Annotated in this window: 18 protein-coding genes; 10 read left to right on the plus strand and 8 right to left on the minus strand. The window is 70.7% G+C overall.

The genetic code is table 11. The features are described 5' to 3' along the window. Positions 1–27 precede the first annotated feature (27 nt). The 3 genes from VGN45_RS01180 to VGN45_RS01190 all read right to left on the minus strand — a co-directional run bounded on the left by VGN45_RS01180 (position 28) and on the right by VGN45_RS01190 (position 4,543). A complete protein-coding gene (locus VGN45_RS01180) occupies positions 28–837 on the minus strand; it encodes a TIGR02186 family protein (protein ID WP_327458432.1) in 810 nt (269 codons plus the stop codon). Beyond that, on the minus strand, positions 837–1,775 hold the full coding sequence (locus VGN45_RS01185) for a sulfite exporter TauE/SafE family protein (RefSeq protein WP_327458434.1): 939 nt from the start codon (positions 1,773–1,775) through the stop codon (positions 837–839). Before VGN45_RS01185 ends, VGN45_RS01180 begins: the two co-directional genes overlap by 1 nt. A gap of 104 nt (positions 1,776–1,879) precedes the next feature. Further along, positions 1,880–4,543, minus strand: a complete 2,664-nt coding sequence (locus tag VGN45_RS01190) for a hypothetical protein (RefSeq protein ID WP_327458436.1) — start codon at positions 4,541–4,543, stop codon at positions 1,880–1,882. Between the two features lie 232 nt (positions 4,544–4,775). On the opposite strand from VGN45_RS01190, the gene VGN45_RS01195 reads away from it, so the two are divergent. Both VGN45_RS01195 and VGN45_RS01200 read left to right on the plus strand, forming a co-directional pair. Continuing rightward, the gene (locus VGN45_RS01195) at positions 4,776–4,973 is read left to right on the plus strand and encodes a hypothetical protein (protein WP_327458438.1); all 198 of its coding nucleotides are present in this window, start codon (positions 4,776–4,778) and stop codon (positions 4,971–4,973) included. A 56-nt stretch (positions 4,974–5,029) separates the two neighbouring features. After that, positions 5,030–5,542, plus strand: a complete 513-nt coding sequence (locus tag VGN45_RS01200; protein ID WP_327458440.1) for a pyridoxamine 5'-phosphate oxidase family protein — start codon at positions 5,030–5,032, stop codon at positions 5,540–5,542. Here VGN45_RS01200 and argF read toward each other — a convergent pair whose 3' ends face one another. The 3 genes from argF to VGN45_RS01215 form a co-directional block, all read right to left on the minus strand. Further along, entirely contained in the window at positions 5,543–6,457 is a 915-nt protein-coding gene (gene argF / locus VGN45_RS01205; protein WP_327458442.1) for an ornithine carbamoyltransferase, read from the minus strand. It lies immediately after the preceding gene. Continuing rightward, entirely contained in the window at positions 6,454–7,647 is a 1,194-nt protein-coding gene (locus tag VGN45_RS01210) for an aspartate aminotransferase family protein (protein WP_327458444.1), read from the minus strand. The genes argF and VGN45_RS01210 overlap by 4 nt, the downstream gene beginning before the upstream one ends. 342 nt (positions 7,648–7,989) lie before the next feature. Further along, positions 7,990–8,808, minus strand: a complete 819-nt coding sequence (locus VGN45_RS01215) for an ABC transporter permease (RefSeq protein ID WP_327458446.1) — start codon at positions 8,806–8,808, stop codon at positions 7,990–7,992. A gap of 271 nt (positions 8,809–9,079) precedes the next feature. Here VGN45_RS01215 and VGN45_RS01220 point away from each other — a divergent pair, with 271 nt between their 5' ends. From VGN45_RS01220 to VGN45_RS01255, 8 genes are all read left to right on the plus strand, one after another. After that, entirely contained in the window at positions 9,080–10,288 is a 1,209-nt protein-coding gene (locus VGN45_RS01220; protein ID WP_327458448.1) for an acyltransferase family protein, read from the plus strand. 60 nt (positions 10,289–10,348) lie between these two features. Continuing rightward, positions 10,349–10,999 (plus strand): hypothetical protein, encoded by a 651-nt coding sequence (locus VGN45_RS01225; RefSeq protein ID WP_327458450.1) that lies wholly within the window; start codon positions 10,349–10,351, stop codon positions 10,997–10,999. 2 nt (positions 11,000–11,001) lie between these two features. Then, the gene (locus VGN45_RS01230; RefSeq protein ID WP_327458453.1) at positions 11,002–11,304 is read left to right on the plus strand and encodes a transcriptional regulator; all 303 of its coding nucleotides are present in this window, start codon (positions 11,002–11,004) and stop codon (positions 11,302–11,304) included. Beyond that, complete coding sequence (locus VGN45_RS01235) at positions 11,304–11,903, plus strand: YdeI/OmpD-associated family protein (RefSeq protein ID WP_327458455.1); 600 nt, start codon at positions 11,304–11,306, stop codon at positions 11,901–11,903. The genes VGN45_RS01230 and VGN45_RS01235 overlap by 1 nt, the downstream gene beginning before the upstream one ends. Next, positions 11,900–12,703, plus strand: a complete 804-nt coding sequence (folP, locus tag VGN45_RS01240; protein ID WP_327458457.1) for a dihydropteroate synthase — start codon at positions 11,900–11,902, stop codon at positions 12,701–12,703. The genes VGN45_RS01235 and folP overlap by 4 nt, the downstream gene beginning before the upstream one ends. 38 nt (positions 12,704–12,741) lie before the next feature. Next, positions 12,742–13,068: a multidrug efflux SMR transporter gene (locus VGN45_RS01245; RefSeq protein ID WP_327458459.1), complete on the plus strand. Its 327-nt coding sequence runs from the start codon at positions 12,742–12,744 to the stop codon at positions 13,066–13,068. 71 nt (positions 13,069–13,139) lie between these two features. Next, positions 13,140–13,928: a bifunctional hydroxymethylpyrimidine kinase/phosphomethylpyrimidine kinase gene (gene thiD / locus VGN45_RS01250; protein WP_327458633.1), complete on the plus strand. Its 789-nt coding sequence runs from the start codon at positions 13,140–13,142 to the stop codon at positions 13,926–13,928. Positions 13,929–13,968: 40 nt separating this feature from the next. After that, entirely contained in the window at positions 13,969–14,436 is a 468-nt protein-coding gene (locus VGN45_RS01255) for a cytochrome c (RefSeq protein WP_327458461.1), read from the plus strand. 84 nt (positions 14,437–14,520) lie between these two features. Here VGN45_RS01255 and VGN45_RS01260 read toward each other — a convergent pair whose 3' ends face one another. Continuing rightward, complete coding sequence (locus tag VGN45_RS01260) at positions 14,521–15,543, minus strand: YeiH family protein (protein WP_327458463.1); 1,023 nt, start codon at positions 15,541–15,543, stop codon at positions 14,521–14,523. A gap of 34 nt (positions 15,544–15,577) precedes the next feature. Beyond that, positions 15,578–17,638: an OPT family oligopeptide transporter gene (locus tag VGN45_RS01265; protein ID WP_414643375.1), complete on the minus strand. Its 2,061-nt coding sequence runs from the start codon at positions 17,636–17,638 to the stop codon at positions 15,578–15,580. Positions 17,639–17,671: the final 33 nt, after the last annotated feature.

Below are 17,671 nucleotides of genomic sequence, written 5' to 3' on the forward strand. Positions count from 1 at the left end.
TCCCAACGGGAGAAGGAAAAAGAAGCCTCACCCCCTCCTGAATACGCGGCTCGAGGCCCAGCCCGTGAACGCCGCCAGCAGGACGCACAGCACGCCGTACAGCCATGGCCGGCGGTGCGCGAACTCATAGACGTCGCGCTCCAGCCCGACCTTCTGCACCGTAAGCGTCAGGTTGGACGAGGCCACCGGCCGGCCGTCCTGGAACAGCCAGACTTCGGCGAAATAAGCGCCCGTCGGGGCCGTGGTCGGCAGGTCCAGCTGGGCGCGGAACAGGCCGCGATCCACGAACTCCACCCCGTCCGGCCGGGTGTCGTAGAGGCCGCCCTCCTCCCGCAGCCGGATCACGGCGCGGCGCCAGTCCAGATAGTCGTCGCCCAGACGGCTGACGACGACGTCGCGCACGCCGTAGCGGGTCTCGACCCGACGCTCCTCCGGCGCGGCGATCCTCAGGTGGTCGACGCCGACGCCCAGCCGGCGCAGCTGGCCGAAGTTGGCGATCTCCGACAGCGGCCGGGTCGAGGCCGTCATGTAGAAGCCGGGCGCACCCTCGAACACCACCGGCCGGCTGTTCAGCCAGAAGGGTCCGGCCTGCACCTTGCGCACCAGACGCAGGGGCGCGTCGGGGCCGCGTACCACCACGACCACGTCCACGGGGGCGTCGGTCGGGTTGAAGACCGCGCCGTACAGCACGATCGACGCCCCCTGGAAGCCGGCGTCGACCTTGACCTCCGCATCGGTCAGGGCGGCGGAGACGCGCACCGGCTCGGCGGCGTTCAGCGTGTCGATCGACCGCTCGATGACCACCGCGGGATCGGGAGGGGGCACGTCCTGGATCATCAGTCCGGCGCCCCTTCTCCAGGAATTCCAGGCGCGATCTCGAACATGTCGGATGGCCGGACGATCAGCTCCATGCCCATGTAGATGCCGACGCCCAGAACGATCAGGCCCAGCGCGGCGCGCAGCTCCTCCGCCCGGAAGCGGCCCGACCACCGGGCCCCCAGCTGAGCCCCCACCACCCCGCCGAACAGGAGCAACGAGGCCAGCACGATGTCCACCGTCTGGTTACGCCCGGCCTGAAGCACCGTGGTGACGGCGGTCGTGATGATGATCTGGAACAGGCTGGTCCCGACCACCACCGACGCCTTCATGCGCAGGACGTAGAGCATGACCGGCACCAGGATGAAGCCGCCGCCCACGCCCATGATGGCCGACAGCACGCCGACGAACCCGCCCAGCGCCATGGGCGGAATGGCCGAGACGTAGAGGCCGGATTTCGGGAACCGCATCTTCCACGGCAGGCCATACAGCCACAGCGGACGACGCCGTTCCTTGCGCTCCGGCGCCAGGCCGCGGCGGCGTCGCAGGATCTGCTCCAGGCTCTCCTTCAGCATCAGGCTGCCGATGACGCCGAGGAACAGAAGATACGACAGGGCCACGATCAGATCGGCCTGGCCCAGCAGGCGCAGCCAGCGGAACAGCTCGACCCCCAGGAAGGCGCCCATCACCCCGCCCGCGGCCATGATCCCGCCCATGCGGAAGTCGACCTGGCCCGCGCCGGAATAGGCGATCACGCCCGAGGTGGACGAGGCGACCACGTGGCTGGCCTGGCTGGCCACGGCCACGGTCGGCGGCACGCCCAGGAACACCAGGATCGGCGCCATCAGGAAGCCGCCGCCGATGCCGAACAGTCCGGACACGAAGCCGACCACGGCCCCCAGCATCAGCATCAGGGGCCAGTTCACCGAAACCTCGGCGATCGGCAGATACAGGTCCAAAGGTCGGGCCTTCGGCTGGGTGTGAAGGGAGGCCGCTCCGGGGAACGACGCCCCGGTTTAGGCCGCCTCGCGCGCCGACGCCACCGGCGGCACGCGGCGCGCGATCATTCGGGGCTGCGCGTCTGGAAGTCCGCCGCCGCCTGACGCGCCGTGGCGCGCTGTGCGTCGGTCAGGGACGAGGCCAGGCCCTCGGCCTCCTCACGCGCCTGGGCGTCGCCGCCGCGGGCCGCGATCAGCAGCCAGCGATAGGCCGCCGCCGGATCTGCGGGCGTGCCGCCCTCTCCGGTCTTCAGGATCAGGCCGACGTTGAACTGGGCGTCGATCAGGCCGCCCTCGGCCGCCTTGGTGATCCAGTCCAGACCGGCGCGGGCGTCGCGGTCGCCGCCCTGGCCCTCGAACAGGAACATGCCGTAGCCGAACATGCCGCGCGGATCGCCCGCCTCGGCCGCGCGCCGCAGCCAGCGCCGCGCCTGCACCAGATCCGGCGTCACGCCCGCGTCGCCGGTCTCGTACAGGCCCGCCAGCGTCAGCTGGGCCGGCGCATGCCCCATCTCGGCCGCGCGGGTCAGCGTGTCGACGCCGGTCAGGTCGTCGGCGGCCAGAGCCTCGACCGCCTGGTCGTACAGGGCGGCCGCTTCGGCCAGCACGTCGGGCGAGGGCCGCGCGGCGACGGCGTCCGTGGTCGCCAGCGCCAGCGTCGTCGGCGCTTCACCGCCGGTCAGGCCGGCCCAGGGCGCCGCGCCGTCTTCCAGCCGCATGAAGCCGTAGATGCCGCCGGTCAGGGCCACGGCGATGGCCGAGGCGCCCAGCGCCTTGCGCACCGTCGATCCCGCCGCCTGCTTGTCCAGCCGTTCCTGCAGGCGCGACTTGCCGCCCTTCTTCAGGCCGAAGCCGGTGCGGGCCGGGGCCTCTTCCGCCGGCTGGGCCATGGCGGCGCGGGCCTGGTCGATGGCGGCGCGGGTCGAGGAGGCGCGGCCCGCCTGGGCCGCCGCACGCAGGGCGCGCGGATCGACGAAGTCGGTCTCGGCGGCGAAGTCGTCCGCGTCCAGATCAGGCGCCGTCGCGGCGAGAGCGTCCGACACGTCGGCCCCGCCGAAGGCCGCGGAGCCTGCGGCGGGAGCGGCGCGGCCGAAAGGTCCGGCCATAGGTGCGGGCTCCGGCTCGGACGCGAAGGCCGGCTCGATCGGAGCCGGCTCGGGCGCGGCGGCGAACGGCGCGGCGAAGGGAGCCTGCGGCAGCGGCTCCGGCTCGAACGACTGCAGGCCGTCCGAGAACGGATCGTCCAGCCCCAGATCGACGTCGGGGAAGGCGGCGGCGCGCCAGTCGGCCTCGACGGGCGGCGGCTGGGTGGGGGCTTCCGGGATGGGCGCGAACACCACATCGGGTCGTGCCGCGGGCTCAGGCACGGCGGCAGGCGCGGGCGGCGGCGCTGCGGCGGCGCGCGTCTCCAGCGCCTCGCGGGCCTCGGTCAGCAGTCTGGCCGTGCGCTCTTCCGACAGGCGCATGCGTTCGGCCAGTTCGCCCGACGCCCGGTCGTAGCGCTGCTCGATCCGCCCGGCGCCGTCGGCCAGACGGCGGCCGATCTCCTCGATCGCCTGCGCCGATTTGCGCTCCGACTGGGCGATGCGGTCCGACAGGCGGTCGGAGATGCGCGTGATCTCGACGCCCAGCTTTTCCAGCGCCAGGGCGTGGCGGTCCTCGGCGGCGGCCTGGCGCTGTTCCAGCGCCTGGGCCTGACGCTCGCCCTGCTGTTCGACCACCTGCATGCGGCCGTGCAGGTTCTGGCCGATGCGCAGCACCTCGCGGCCCATGGCCTCGATGCCCTGGGCCGACTTCTGCTCGGACGACTTGACCTGATCGCCGATGGCCAGAACCGCGCGCTCGATGCGGTCCATCCGCCCTTCGGCCTCGGCGGCGTCCATGCGGCGCATCATCTCGGCGCGGTTGGCGTCCACCTGACGGCTCAGCGTCTCGGCCAGTTTCTCGAAGCGGGCCGCTTCGCGCGCGCCCTCGGGCTCGACCCGCTGCTCCGCTGCGTGCAGGCGGCGATCCAGCTGTGAAAAGCTGGCCTCCAGCCGACGCAGGGCCTCGGCCGTGCCGCTCTGAGCAGCGTCCAGCCGACGGCCGACCTCGCTGAGCATGTCCGTGCCGGCGCCGGGCGCGCTCTTCTCCACCGCCTCGATCCGGCGGCGCAGCTCCTCGGCCTGGCGCGCCTGACGGTCCTCGGCCTCCAGCAGGCGACCGGTGATGGCCTGCAGGCCCTTTTCGACCTTGCCGAAGGTCTCCTGCGTCGTGGGGCCCGTCTCCTGCTCGAAGCGGCGCAGGCGGCGGTGGCCCTCCTTCAGCTCGTCGGCGACGTCGTCCAGACGGCGGGCCAGCACGCCCGCGCTCTTGTCCTGTTCGTCAAGGCGGCGCAGCAGACCGGAAACGGCCTGGTCCACGCCCTGGATGGCGATGGTCGAGCGGCGCTCGGCCGCCTCCAGCCGCGCGGCGATGGCGTCGACGGAGGCCCCGATACGGTCCCAGCCGCGCTCCTCCATCTCGTAGGCGTCGTCCAGCCGGCGGCTGCGGCCGCGCCGCTCATAGCTGTCGGCGGCGTGTGGACGGCGGCCCAGCGGCACCACGCCGTCGTCGTCCTCGTCCTCCATGATCATGGAGTTCAGCCATTCGCCCAGCGTCATGCCCGAGCGACGCGCAAGGTCCTTGGCGATCTCGCGGGCCTTGGGGTCTATGCCCTTCACGCTCCACGGGGACGCCGCTGCGCTCACTGATTCGCCTCCCGACCTGTGGGCTCACGCTACATGACCCAGATCGAGGGTGTAAACGCGTCGTTAACCCCAAGATGTGGGGGCGCCGCGACCTTCCTGTGGATCGTCCCGCCGCCTTCCGTCGATCTCGCCCGGCGTCGGTTAACGCCCGCTTAAGATTAAGGAGTCCGTAAGCTTTGCCGTCGGCCGCCGGCTTGCGCTCCGTCGCCGTCGGCGCCATCTCGCCGCGACCATGAGCCTGACCCTGACGCTGATCCTGACGGCCCTCACCACGGCACTGGTGTTCTACGCCGGCTGGCGCGGGGCCCAGCTGCCGAACATCTCCAAGGGGCCGCGCATGATCCCCTGGCGGTTCGTCATGCTGATGTCGGCCGCGCTCGGCGTCCTGCTGCTCATCCACCTGGCGCGTCTGGCCGCAGGGGCGGAATAGGCGGAACGGGCGCGCCGGCCGGGCATTCAGCGAGGGAACCCTCAGGAGACCTCCCCATGTCCCATCACGACGACCTGACCCCCGAAAAGGCCGAAGCCGAGTTCTGGAAGGCGCTGGAGAAATCCAACACCGGCATGCTCGGTCTGGACCGCCCCGGAAACCACGCCCAGCCGATGACGGCCTATCGTGAGGAGGAGACCGGCACGATCTGGTTCTTCACGCGCGACGACACCGACCTGGCCCGCGACGTGGCGGCGGCGGGCGAAAGCGCGGCCATGTTCCACTACGGATCCAAGGACCAGAAGGTCTGGGCCTGCATCGCCGGCGAATTGACCGTGCACGGCCACGACCGCGAGATCATCGACCGCTACTGGAACCCGGTGCTGGCCGCCTGGTATCCAGAGGGCAAGGACGACCCGCACCTGATGATCCTGCGCTTCGATGGCGAGGACGGCCGGATCTGGGTGTCCGACGGCGGCCTGGTGAAGTTCGCCTTCGAGATCGCCAAGGCCAACCTGACCAAGACCCTGCCCGACGCCGGCGGCGTCACGGACGTGCGGCTGAACTGATCAGCCGCGGAAGCACCAGGCGAGGACCGCCTTCTGGGCGTGAATGCGGTTCTCCGCCTCGTCCCAGACCAGCGAGCGGGGGCCGTCGATGACGGCGTCGGTCACCTCCTCGCCCCGGTGCGCCGGCAGGCAGTGCAGGAAGACCGCGTCCGGCGCGGCGGCGTCCATCAGGGCGTCGTCGACGCCGTAGCCCTCGAAGGCCTCCAGCCGCGCCTCATAGTCCTGATCGCCCATCGACACCCAGGTGTCGGTGACGACGACGTCGGCCCCGTGCACGGCCTCCTGCGGGTCGCCGGTCAGGAAGACGTCGTCGCCGCCCTTGGCCAGATCGTGCAGGTCGGGGTGATACTCCGCCGGGCACGCCACCCGGAACTGGAAGCCGAACAGCGGCGCCGCGTGCATGAAGCTGTGGCAGACGTTGTTGCCGTCGCCGACCCAGGCAATCGTCTTGCCGGCTATCGGCCCCCGGTGCTCCTCGATCGTCATCAGGTCGGCCAGGATCTGGCAGGGATGGCTGCGGTCGGTCAGGCCGTTGACTACCGGCACGGTGGCGAACCGGGCGAAATTCTCGACGTCCTCATGGCTGTTGGCGCGGATCATCACCGCGTCGACCATGCGCGACAGCACCCGCGCGGTGTCCTCCACCGGCTCGCCGCGGCCCAGCTGCATGTCGCCGGCGTTGACGATGATGGACGCCCCGCCCAGCTGGCGCATCGCCGCGTCGAAGCTGAAGCGCGTGCGGGTGGAGTTCTTCTCGAACACCATGGCCAGCACCCGGTCCTTCGCCGGCGCGTCCGCGTCCACCCACCCCTTCGGCCTGCCCTTGCGGGCGGCCTTGCGGGCATGCGCGTCGTCCAGAATGGCGCGCAGCGTCGTTGCGTCGAGGCGGTGGATGTCGAGGAAGTGCCGGGTCACGCCGCCATCTTCCCTCTGGCCGCCTCGCAGGTCGCCTCGAAGCGGGCCACCGCCTCGCGGGCTTCCTCAAGGGTCAGGTTCAGCGGCGGCAGGATGCGCACGCAGTTGTCGCCGCCGCCGGCGACCAGCAGCTGTTGGCCGTCGCGCGCCCAGCCCATGAATTCGCGGTTGTTCGGCACCAGCTTCACCCCGATCAGCAGACCCTTGCCGCGCACGTCGACGATGACGTCGGGATAGCGGTCCTTCAGCCCCACCAGCTGCTGCTTCAGATAGCCGGCGACCTCGTTCACATGCGCCAGGGTCTCGGGCTTCGACACCTCGCCGAAGGCCGCCAGGCCGACCGCCATGGCCAGAGGGTTGCCGCCGAAGGTCGAGCCGTGGACGCCCACGACCATGCCCTTGGCCGCCCGCTCGGTCGCCAGGCAGGCGCCGACGGGGAAGCCGCCGCCCAGCGCCTTGGCGACGGCCATGATGTCCGGCGCCATGCCGGCCCACTCATGCGCCCACAGCTTGCCGGTCCGGCCCATGCCGCACTGGACCTCGTCGAAGATGATCAGCACGCCGTGTTCGTCGGCCAGTTCCCGCAGGCCGCGCAGGCATGGCTCGGGCATGGCTCGGCAGCCGCCCTCGCCCTGGACCGGCTCGACGATGACGGCGGCGCAGGTCGGGCTGGCGAGCGCCGCCTTGATGGCCTCGTGATCGCCCCACTTCAGCTGGTGGAAGCCCTCCATCTTGGGCCCGAAGCCCTCGGTGTAGCTGGGGTTGGCCGCGGCGTTGATCGCGCCGTAGGTGCGGCCGTGGAAGCTGCCGTCGAAGCCGTAGACGTCGATGCGTTCGGGCTGGCCGTTCGCCACGTGGAATTTCCGCGCCGTCTTCAGGGCGCACTCGACGGCTTCCGTGCCCGAGTTGGTGAAGAACACCACGTCCGAGAACGACTTGGCGCACAGGTCGTCGGCCAGGGCCTCCTGGTCCGGGATGCGGAAGATGTTGGACACGTGCCACAGCTTCTCGGCCTGGGCCTTGACCGCCTCGACCAGCACCGGATTGGCGTGGCCGAGCGCATTCGTCGAAATGCCCATGACGCAGTCCAGGTACTCCGTCCCGTCGGTCGACCAAAGTCGGGCGCCCTGTCCGCGATCCACCTCCAGCGGCGCGCGGTTGTAGACGCCCATCAGGTGCTCGGTCGACACGGCGGTATCCTCCCGGAAAAGCGACGCGGCCCCGAGCGCGCCTGCGCCGGGACCGCCTTCAGTCTCGATGCCGTCTTGTCGAACCGGGGGAGGAGTCAGTCAACCCCGCGCGGGCGTCCGTGCGCGACCGGCTTAGTGTGCGGCCGCTCTCTATCGCGCGAGGGTTCATCACCAAGGACACCAAGGAGGCACGAAGGACACCAAGGTACCGAGCGCGGCGCAGCCGCCTTCAAGGCTCTTGAAGATCAAAGACGCTGCGCGTCGATGCGCGCCTAGGTCTCTTTGTGTCCTTCGTGCCTCCTTGGTGTCCTTGGTGATGAACCGACCGTCGAGGCCACGCGCTCAGCTCTTCAGCCGCCACCCCGACTTGAACACCGCCCAGCACGTCCAGGCCAGGACGACGGTCAGGACCGCCGCCATGATCCCGCCGATCAGGACGTCGCTCTCGGCGCGGCCGATGAAGCCGGCGCGGAAGCCGTCGATCAGGTAGAACATGGGGTTCCAGTGGCTGATCGTGGCGAAGGGTTCGGGCAGGCGCTCGACCAGATAGAAGGTGCCCGACAGGAAGGTCATGGGCATGACCACGAAGTTCTGGACCGCCGCCAGCTGGTCGAACTTCTGCGCCCACAGGCCGGCGAACACGCCCAGCATCCCCATGATCAGGCAGGCGGCCAGGCCGAAGCCCAGCACCATGGCGAGGTTCGAGATCGACAGGCCCGCGAACGGCAGGACGCAGATCGCCGTCACGATCCCGACCACCAGGCCGCGCGTCGCCGCGCCCAGGGTGAAAGCCGCCGTCACCTCCAGCGGACTTAGCGGCGGGGTGAGGAAGTCGGTCGCCGTCCCCATGATTTTGGCCTGGATCAGGCTGGACGACGCGTTGGCGAAACTGTTGTTCAGCATGGCCATCATGATCAGGCCCGGGGCCACGAACTCCGGGAACGGCGTGCCGTGCAGCGGGGCCCGCGTCCCCTGCGTCGCGACCACGAAGACCAGCATGTAGAGCAGGGTCGTCACCACCGGCCCGGCCACGGTCTGGGCCCCCACCTTCCAGAACCGCCGCACCTCCTTGAGGTACAGGGTCCAAAACCCGATCCAGTTGACGCCGCGGTGTTCCAGCGGCTGCGGCGGAGCGGGCGGGGTCAGGGCGTCTGCGGACATGGGCCGACAGATGCGCCCAGCGAGTCCCGTCCGCAACCCTCTCCCGGTGGGAGAGGGCTTGAGCGTCCAAGAGCGAAGCGACTGGAAACGCGAAAGGGCGAGGGGTTCGGCGGGGCCCGATCGGACACCTTAGCCCCCTAACCCTTTCGGCTTGGCGGCTCGCACACTCGCCGAGCCTCAAGCCCTCTCCCGCCGGGCCAAGAGAACAGATCAACATGTTTGCATTATAAACTTGTCTGTTAGATACAGCCGCATCCAAGGAGGAGGCGTCATGTCCCACACCCCAACCACTGGCGAACGGCTGCACGGCCTCGACGCCGCGCGCGCGATCGCGCTTCTGCTCGGCGTCGTCCTGCACGCCATGATGGCCTATCTGCCCTTTCCCGTATGGCCCGTGCCGGACGCCCAGACCTCGGTCGGAGCCTATCTGGTCTTCTTCGTCATCCACCTGTTCCGCATGACCGCCTTCTTCGTCATCGCGGGCCTGTTCGCCCAGATGCTGATGGCGCGGCGCGGCCCGTGGGGCTTCACGAAGAACCGGCTGGCGCGGATCGCCAATCCGCTGTTCGGCATGTGGTGGGTGGTGTTCCCGGCCATCGTCGCCGTGATCGTGTGGAAGGCCGCGATCGACAACGGCGGGGCCATCCCGACCGACGGCCCTCCGCCCCCGCCGCTGACGCTGGAGACCTTCCCGCTGACGCATCTGTGGTTCCTGTGGGTGCTGCTGATCTTCTACGCCGGCGCCCTGATCCTGCGTCCCCTTGCGCGGCTGCTCGACCGCAACGGCAAGCTCGCCGACCGTCTGGCCGGCTGGATGATCGGCCCATGGACGCCCCTGATTCCGACCGTGCCCCTGGCACTGGCCCTTAACGCCCACCCCGACTGGTATCCCATGTTCGGCGTGCCCACGCCCGATTACGGCTTCGTGCCGAACGTGGCGGCCCTGGTCGCCTACGGCTCGGCCTTCCTGATCGGCTGGCTGCTGGCGCGGCGGCTGGATCTGCTGCCCCGGCTGACCCGGCTGTGGCCCCTGTTCCTGATCGTCGGTGCGGCCACGGGCGTCGCGGCCTTTCAGCTGGCCGGCGGACTTCAGCCGGTGCTGGAACCCCAGGCCGACCCCTCGATGAAGATGACCCAGGCCTGGGTCACGGCCTTCGCCACCTACGCCTCGGCCTTCGGCTTCCTGGGCCTGTGCGTCACGGCGCTCAGCCGCGCCAACGCCGTGATCCGCTATCTGTCCGACGCCTCGTACTGGACCTATCTGATTCACCTGCCGCTGGTGATGGTCGGGCACGTCCTGCTGCTTGACATGGCCTGGCCGTGGTGGGCCAAGGCGGGCGTGGTGGTCGTCGGCGTCACGGCGGTCTGCCTGGTCACCTACGAACTTCTGGTTCGCCACACCTTCGTGGGCAAGGCGCTGAACGGTCGTCGCATTCCATGGCGCAAACCCCGCGAGACCGAGGTTCAGCCCGCCGAATGACTTGCCTTCCCCGAACGGCTCGTCCACGCCAGGACGAGCCGTTCACCGCGTGAGATCCCCATGCCCGAACCCCGCCCCCGCTCCGAACTCCGATCGTCCGCCGAGGCCGACCTGGCCTTCCTGCGCTCCATCGTGGACGGCGGAGGACGCACTCCGATGACTCTGGCGGTGTGCTACCTGGCCGGCGGCCTGCTTTACGGGGTGCAGTGCCTGTTCCACGCCGGTCAGGCCTTCGGCCTGATCCGTTGGCCGGACCTGGCCAACCTGCTGTTCGTCGTCGGCATCTCCGCCGCCTTCCTGTCGATCCTGACCTGGGCGATCCTGAAGGACCGAAAGGACGGCGGGACCAATCGCGGCCCGGTCGCCGGGCGCACGCTGAACGCCGCCTTCAGCGCCACCGGCATGGCCAACACGGCGGTGATCATCGTCTTCGCCGTCGGCGCCTGGCGGGATCAGGACTTCGCCATCTGGCTCTACTACGCCGCCATCGTCTTCGCGCTTCAGGCCGCGGCCTGGTACGTCGCCTGGACGCTGAAGAAGAAGGGCTGGATGCTGGCCACGGCCCTGGGCGGCTGGGTCACGGCCGTGGCCCTCGGCGTCACGGTGCGCGAGCCGCTGATCTATCTGGGCATCTGCACCGTCGCCCTGTTCCTGCTGTTCGCCCTGCCCGGCTGGATTCTGTTCAACGACGCCCGATCGAAGCCGGCCTGAGCATGGGGCTGCACGATCTCGGCCGCATCGACGAGGTCATCCACGGCCGCATGCGGCTGGGGATCATGGTCTATCTGGCCGACGCCGAGACCGCCGACTTCACCGAGCTGAAGACCGTGCTGGAGGCGACTCAGGGCAATCTGTCGGTCCACCTGAAGAAGCTGGAGGAGTCGGGCTACGTCTCCATCGCCAAGAGCTTCAAGGACAACAAGCCCCTGACCAGGGTCTCCATCACCCCCGCGGGCCGCGCCGCCTTCGCCGCCTATCTGAAAGCGCTGGGCGGCCTGATCGGAGGGCGCGGCTGATGGCGCCGATGACGGTCGATCCCGCGCGCGTGCGCCCGTTCGAGGACTTCCAGGCCTTTCACGACTGGCTGGCGGCGAACCACGACCGCGAGCCGGAGGTGTGGGTCAAGATCCACAAGAAGGGCTCGGGCCTGAAGTCGATCGACTGGAGCGGGGCGGTGGACGCCGCCCTGTGCTGGGGCTGGATCGACGGGATCAAGAAGACCTTCGACGAGACCAGCTTCCTGCAGCGCTTCACGCCGCGAAAGCCGAAGAGCAGCTGGTCGCAGATCAACGTCGACAAGGTCGCCGCCCTGACCGCCGCCGGCCGCATGCGGCCGCAGGGAATGGCGCACGTCGAGGCGGCCAAGGCGGACGGCCGCTGGGACGCCGCCTATCGCGTAAGGGATGCCGAAATGCCCGCCGACCTTCTGGCCGCCATCGACGCCGACCCGAAAGCCTGCGCCGCCTTCGCCACGCTGACCGCCCAGAATCGCTTCGCCCTGATCTTCCGCACCACGCAGATGAAGACCGAGGCCGGCCGCAAGAAGAAGATCGCCGACCTCACCGCCATGCTCGCGCGCGGCGAGACGCCCCATCCGCAGAAGGCCAAGCCATGACCCCCCGCGTCATGGGCATCGTCAACGTGACGCCGGACAGCTTTTCCGACGGCGGACGGCTGGGCTCGGCCGAGGCGGCGGTCGCCCACGGGTTGCGGCTGGTCGAACAGGGCGCCGACCTGCTGGACGTCGGCGGCGAGAGCACGCGGCCGGGCGCCGAGCCGGTGTCCGAGACCGACGAAATCGCCCGCGTCGTGCCTGTGATCACCGGACTGCGCGCCGCCTGGACCGGCCCGATCAGCGTCGACACGATGAAGCCGGCGGTGGCCCGCGTCGCGGTCGCCGCCGGCGCGACGATGTGGAACGACGTCACGGCCCTGACCTTCTCGCCCCACGCGCCAGCCGTCGCCGCCGAACTGGGCTGCGACGTGGCGCTGATGCATATGCGGGGCCATCCGCGCACGATGCAGGCCGATCCCCGCTACGACGACGTTGTCGCCGAGGTCCGCGACTGGCTCCTCGCCCGCGCCGAGGCGGCCATGGCGGCGGGCGTCGCGCGGGACCGCGTCTGGCTCGACCCCGGCATCGGCTTCGGCAAGACGGCGGCCCACAACCTGCTGCTCACCGCCCGCCTCGACGCCCTGACCGCGACCGGCTTCCCGGTGCTCTACGGGGCCAGCCGCAAGCGCACGATCCAGTTCGTCGACCCCACCGCCACCGACCCTGGCGACCGTCTGGGCGGCTCGCTGGCGCTTGCGCTGGAAGCGGCCCGGCTGGGCGCGTCAATCCTCCGCGTTCACGACGCGCGCGAGACGGCGCAGGCGCTGAAGATGCTGGCCGCGGTCAGGGCGGCCATCTGACGCTTGCCCCCGGGGCTCGCCTGTCCCATCTGGGCCGCATGAACCCTTGGCTCGCCCTCATGATCGCCGGACTGCTGGAAGTGGGCTGGGCGTCCGGCTTCAAATTCGTGGGGCCCCAGCGGCCGGTGACCTCGCTGGCCGTCGGCGCGGCCATGATCGCCAGTTTCTGGTTCCTGTGGCTGGCGACGCAGAAGCTGCCGATCGGCACCGCCTACGCCATCTGGACCGGCATCGGCGCGGTCGGCGCAGCCTCTGTCGGCATCCTGGCCTATGGCGAACCCGCGACGGCGCTGCGCATCGTCTGCATCGTCCTGATCGTCGCCGGCATCGTCGGGCTGAAGCTGTTCTCCGGCGCCCCGGCGTGACGACCTCCGATCGCGCTCAAGCATCGAGCGCCCGCGGCGCGAGCGGTAGCGCCACCAAGAAAGGCCGCGTTCTGATCGTCGCAGGGTCCGACTCCGGCGGCGGCGCAGGCCTTCAGGCGGACGTGAAGGCGATCACGATGCTGGGCGGGTTCGCCGCCACGGCCGTCACCGCGATCACGGTCCAGAACACCCTCGGCGTCCACGCCGTGCACCCCCTGCCCGTCCACCTGATCGCCGCCCAGGCGGACGCCGTGCTGGAGGACATCGGCACGGACGCGGTCAAGACCGGCATGCTGGGCTCGGTCGAGGTCGTGGAGACGGTCGCCGCCATCTTGGACCGCGCGAACGCCCCCGCCGTGGTCGATCCCGTCATGGTGGCCAAGGGCGGCCATCCCCTGTTGCCGGTCGAGGCGGTCGAGGCGGTCAAGGCCCTGATGGTCCCCAGCGCGGCCCTGCTGACCCCCAATGCGCTCGAGGCCGAGGCCCTTACCGGCATCGAGGTCCGCGACCTGGACGGCCAGCGCCGCGCGGGCGAGGCCATCCTGGCGATGGGCGCCCGCGCCGTTCTGATGAAGGGCGGCCATGTGCCAGGCGAGGCCGTGGTGGACCTGCTGCTCACGTCGTCGGGCGAGACCCTGCTGGAGGGCGAACGGGTCGAGACGCGGCACACCCACGGCACCGGCTGCACGCTCGCCAGCGCCTGCGCCGCCGGCCTGGCGCGCGGCCTGCCGCTGGAGGTCGCGGTGGCCGAGGCCTGGGCCTACGTCGCGGAGGCCATCCGCCGCGCGCCCGGCCTGGGCGGCGGTCACGGCCCGCTGGACCACGGCTGGCCGATCCGGGACCGACTCGACAAACGCTGATTTCGGGCGGAGCGTGGCGGTTCCTTCAGGAGGGCTCCCCATGCGCACCGTCATCGTCGCCGCCGTCGTCGGCCTGGTCTGCACCGGCGTGACCGCCGCGGCCCAGGACCCCGTCCAGATCGGCGCGGCCGAGGTGGTCGCCGGGCGCAAGGCGGGCATGGCCCTGTCGGGCGCGGCCATGTCGTCCATAAAGGCCACGATCGACGCCGGCGGCCCGGTGCGGACCCAGGCCTTCGCCTCTGGCGGCCTTGCCCGCTGGGGCCAGGCCATCCCCGGCATGTTCCCGGCCGGCACCGGTCAGGGCCGGCTGGGCGCCGAGGCCACCGATGCGAAGGACGTCATCTGGGCGAACCGCGCCGACTTCGACGCCAAGGCCGCGTCCTTCGCCACGGAGGCCGGCAAGCTGGCCGAACTGGCCCGCGCCGACGACGCGGCGGGCTTCGCCGCGCAATGGACGGTGGTCCGCGCCGGCTGCCAGTCGTGCCACGAAGTCTACAAGGCGGAGTGAGCTGAGAAAAAGGAGCGCGGACCTCCAGGTCCGCGAATTCCCGCCGGCCCCAAGTCGCGGACCTGGAGGTCCGCGCTCCGATGGCTATCCAGGCGGCAAAGGCAGGATCAGGATCGCCACCAGCGCCAGCCCGCCGATCAGCAGGGCGGACAGCGCCGCCGTCGCCGCCGTGCGGGGTCCGGCCCGGACCACCGCCCTAGGATCCACGCTCAGCCCCAGCGCCGCCATGGCCGTGAGCGTCAGCGCCGTGACTCCGACCTCCAGTGGCGGCAGGAAGACGTCCGGGATCAGTCCCATCGACCGCAGCGCGGTCAGGGCCAGGAACGCCACGATGAACCAGGGCAGGAGGTGGTGCAGCGACGGACGCCCCGCCGGCGCCGGCCCGCCGAACCGCTCGGGCCCCAGCAGGGCCAGGATCAGGCATACGGGCCCCAGCGTCAGCACGCGCACCAGTTTGACGATCGCGCCCAGCTGGATCGCCGCGGCCCCGGCCGGCGCGGCCGCCGCCAGCACCTGCGGCACCGCATAGACCGTCAGCCCGGCCAGGGCCCCCGTCTCCAGCGCGTCGAACCCCATCAGGGCCCCGACCAGCGGCACGATCAGCACCACGCCGATGCCCAGCACGGCGGTGAAGCCGATGGCGGCCGCCACGTCCTCGCCCTCTGCCCGGATCACGGGCGCGACGGCGGCGATGGCGGAGTTTCCGCAAATGGCGTTGCCGCACGCGACCAGCAGCGCCATCGCCGGCGGCAGGCCGAGCAGGCGGCCTATGGCGTAGCCTCCCACCAGGGCCAGGGCGACCACGACCACGATGGCCAGCAGCAGCCACAGGCCAAGCGCCATCACCGCCGCGCCGCTGATGGTCGCGCCCAAAAGGGCGATCGCGATCTCCAGCAGGGTCCGGCCGCTGAACCGCACGCCGGGCGCCCAGGTCTCGGACGGCGTCCAGACCAGCCTCAGCCCGGCCCCGATCAGGATGGCCAGGACCAGGGCCTCGACCCAGGCCCGGCCCATCATCCGGGCCTCCAGCGCCTGCACGCCGAACGCCACCGCGCCCACGGCCGCGCTCAGAAGCACGCCCGGAAGGACGCGCAGCACGCCGGTCATGGCGTCAGAGAGGAAAGAGGGGGCGTCGGCCCCCTCACACCTTCGCCGACCGGTTGATGATCCAGCCGTAGAGCAGCACGGTCAGCGCGGCGAACACCGCGATGCCCACCGTCATGGCCGGCCAGGTGTCCGCCAGTCCGAGCACGGCGGCCCATTCGGCGTTGCCGGTGCCCACGATGGTGGCGGCGTTGAACACGCCGAACAGGCTCTCGCCCACGATCAGGCCGGACGCCAGCAGCACCCCCATCCGCTTGGCCACCTCGCCATAGGCGCGGCCGGAGACGGTGCGGTTGTAGATGAAGCCGCAGACGGCCCCGATCACCAGCATGAAGGTGACGGCGGCGGGCAGGTAGAAGCCGATGCCGACGGCCAAGGGCGGCAGCTTGATCCTGTCGCCGCTGACCTTCCGCAGCACCTCGTCCAGCACGATGATGACCGCGCCGATCGCCGCGCCGATGCCGATCAAATCCCAGCGCAGGTCGCCGGAGATGACCCCACGGGCCAAGGCCGAGATCAACGTCGCCTGGGGCGCCGCCAGCGGTTCATCCGCGATCCCCTTCGGCCCACCCTCGAAGCCGAAGGCCAGATTCAGCTGGTTAAGCACGAAGGGGATGACCAGGGCGCCGGCGACGCAGCCGACGATCAGGGCAGTCTGCTGGCGCCACGGCGTGGCGGCCACCAGCTGGCCGGTCTTGAGATCCTGAAGGTTGTCGTTGGCGATGACCGCCACGGCGAAGACGATGGCCGTCACGATCAGGGCGAAGGCGACGACGTTCGGATTGGCCGGCAGGCCGGTGATCCCCAGCACCACCAGCATCAGCAGGGACGCGATGACGATGGCCAGGATGCCCACGCCCGACACCGGACTGTTCGAGCTCCCGATCAGGCCGGCCATGTAGCCGCAGATGGCCGCGACCGCGAAGCCGATGACCACGACGTAGATCAGCCCGCCGACCACCAGGATCGGCGCCGCCGACCCGAGCCCCATGCCGTTGGCCACGACCGCCAGCAGCACGCCGATGCCGCCCAGCGCCAGCAGCGACAGCAGGGCCACGCGCGTGATCGGAATGTCCTGCTCGGTCAGGTCCAGCGCCTCGCCCGCGTTGCGCCGACGGTTCGCCGCCAGCGCCGACGTCAGGCCGCCGATCAGCGGACCGGCCAGCTTGATCAGGGTCCAGATCGCCGCGACGCCGATGACGCCCGCGCCCATGAAGCGCACCTCGCGCGCCCAGACCGTGCCGGCCAGCTCCTCGGCGCCCGCGCCGGGTTCCAGCGTCGTGGCGATCGAGGGGATGCCGTTGGCGGTCAGCCAGGCGATGGTGTCCGGGCTGGTCAGGATCGGCACGGCGATCAGCCAGGCCAGCGCCAGGCCGAACAGCTGGGCCAGACCCACGGCCAGACCGATCAGGTGACCGGCGCCCAGCAGGGCGAACTGCATGCCCACGCCGATCCCGGTTGCGCCGCCGCCCAGCGAAGCCGGCAGGCTGACGAACCGCGCCGCCTCGCCTGCGAACGCCTTCGCCGCCGCGCCCAAGGCATAGGCCGCCGAAACCACCGCGCCCCAGATCACGACCCACAGACCGGCCCGGTTCTCGCGCACGGCCTCTTCCGTCTGCTCCGCGCCCGGCGAGCCGACCTTCAGCACCTCGGCCGCGGCGACGCCCTCCGGATACGGCAGCCCGCCGTTGACCACCAGCGCGCGGCGCAGCGGGATCGAGAAGGTCACCCCCAGCACGCCGCCCAGGATGCAGATCATCACCGACTCCCAGAACGGGAACTCCAGCCACCAGCCCACCATGACCAGGCCGGGCAGGACGAAGATGATCGAGCTCATGGCGCCGCCGACCGAGGCCACGGTCTGGACCGTCATGTTCTCCCAGATGGTCGAGCCGCGCAGCGTCCGCAGCACGGCCATGGAGATGACGGCCGCCGGAATGGCCGAGGCGAAGGTCAGACCCACCTGCAGGCCCAGGTAGGTGTTGGCGGCGGTGAAGATCACCGCCAGCAGGCAGCCCAGAACCAGCGCCCTCAGCGTCAGTTCGATGCGGCGCCCGCCAGGCGCGCCCGTGGGCGCCGCGCTCGGCACGTCGGTCATTTCGGTCATCCCTCTCCCAAGAGGGCGCGAGGT

The organism is Brevundimonas sp. (assembly GCF_035999125.1).
In the GTDB taxonomy this organism is placed as follows: Bacteria; Pseudomonadota; Alphaproteobacteria; order Caulobacterales; family Caulobacteraceae; genus Brevundimonas.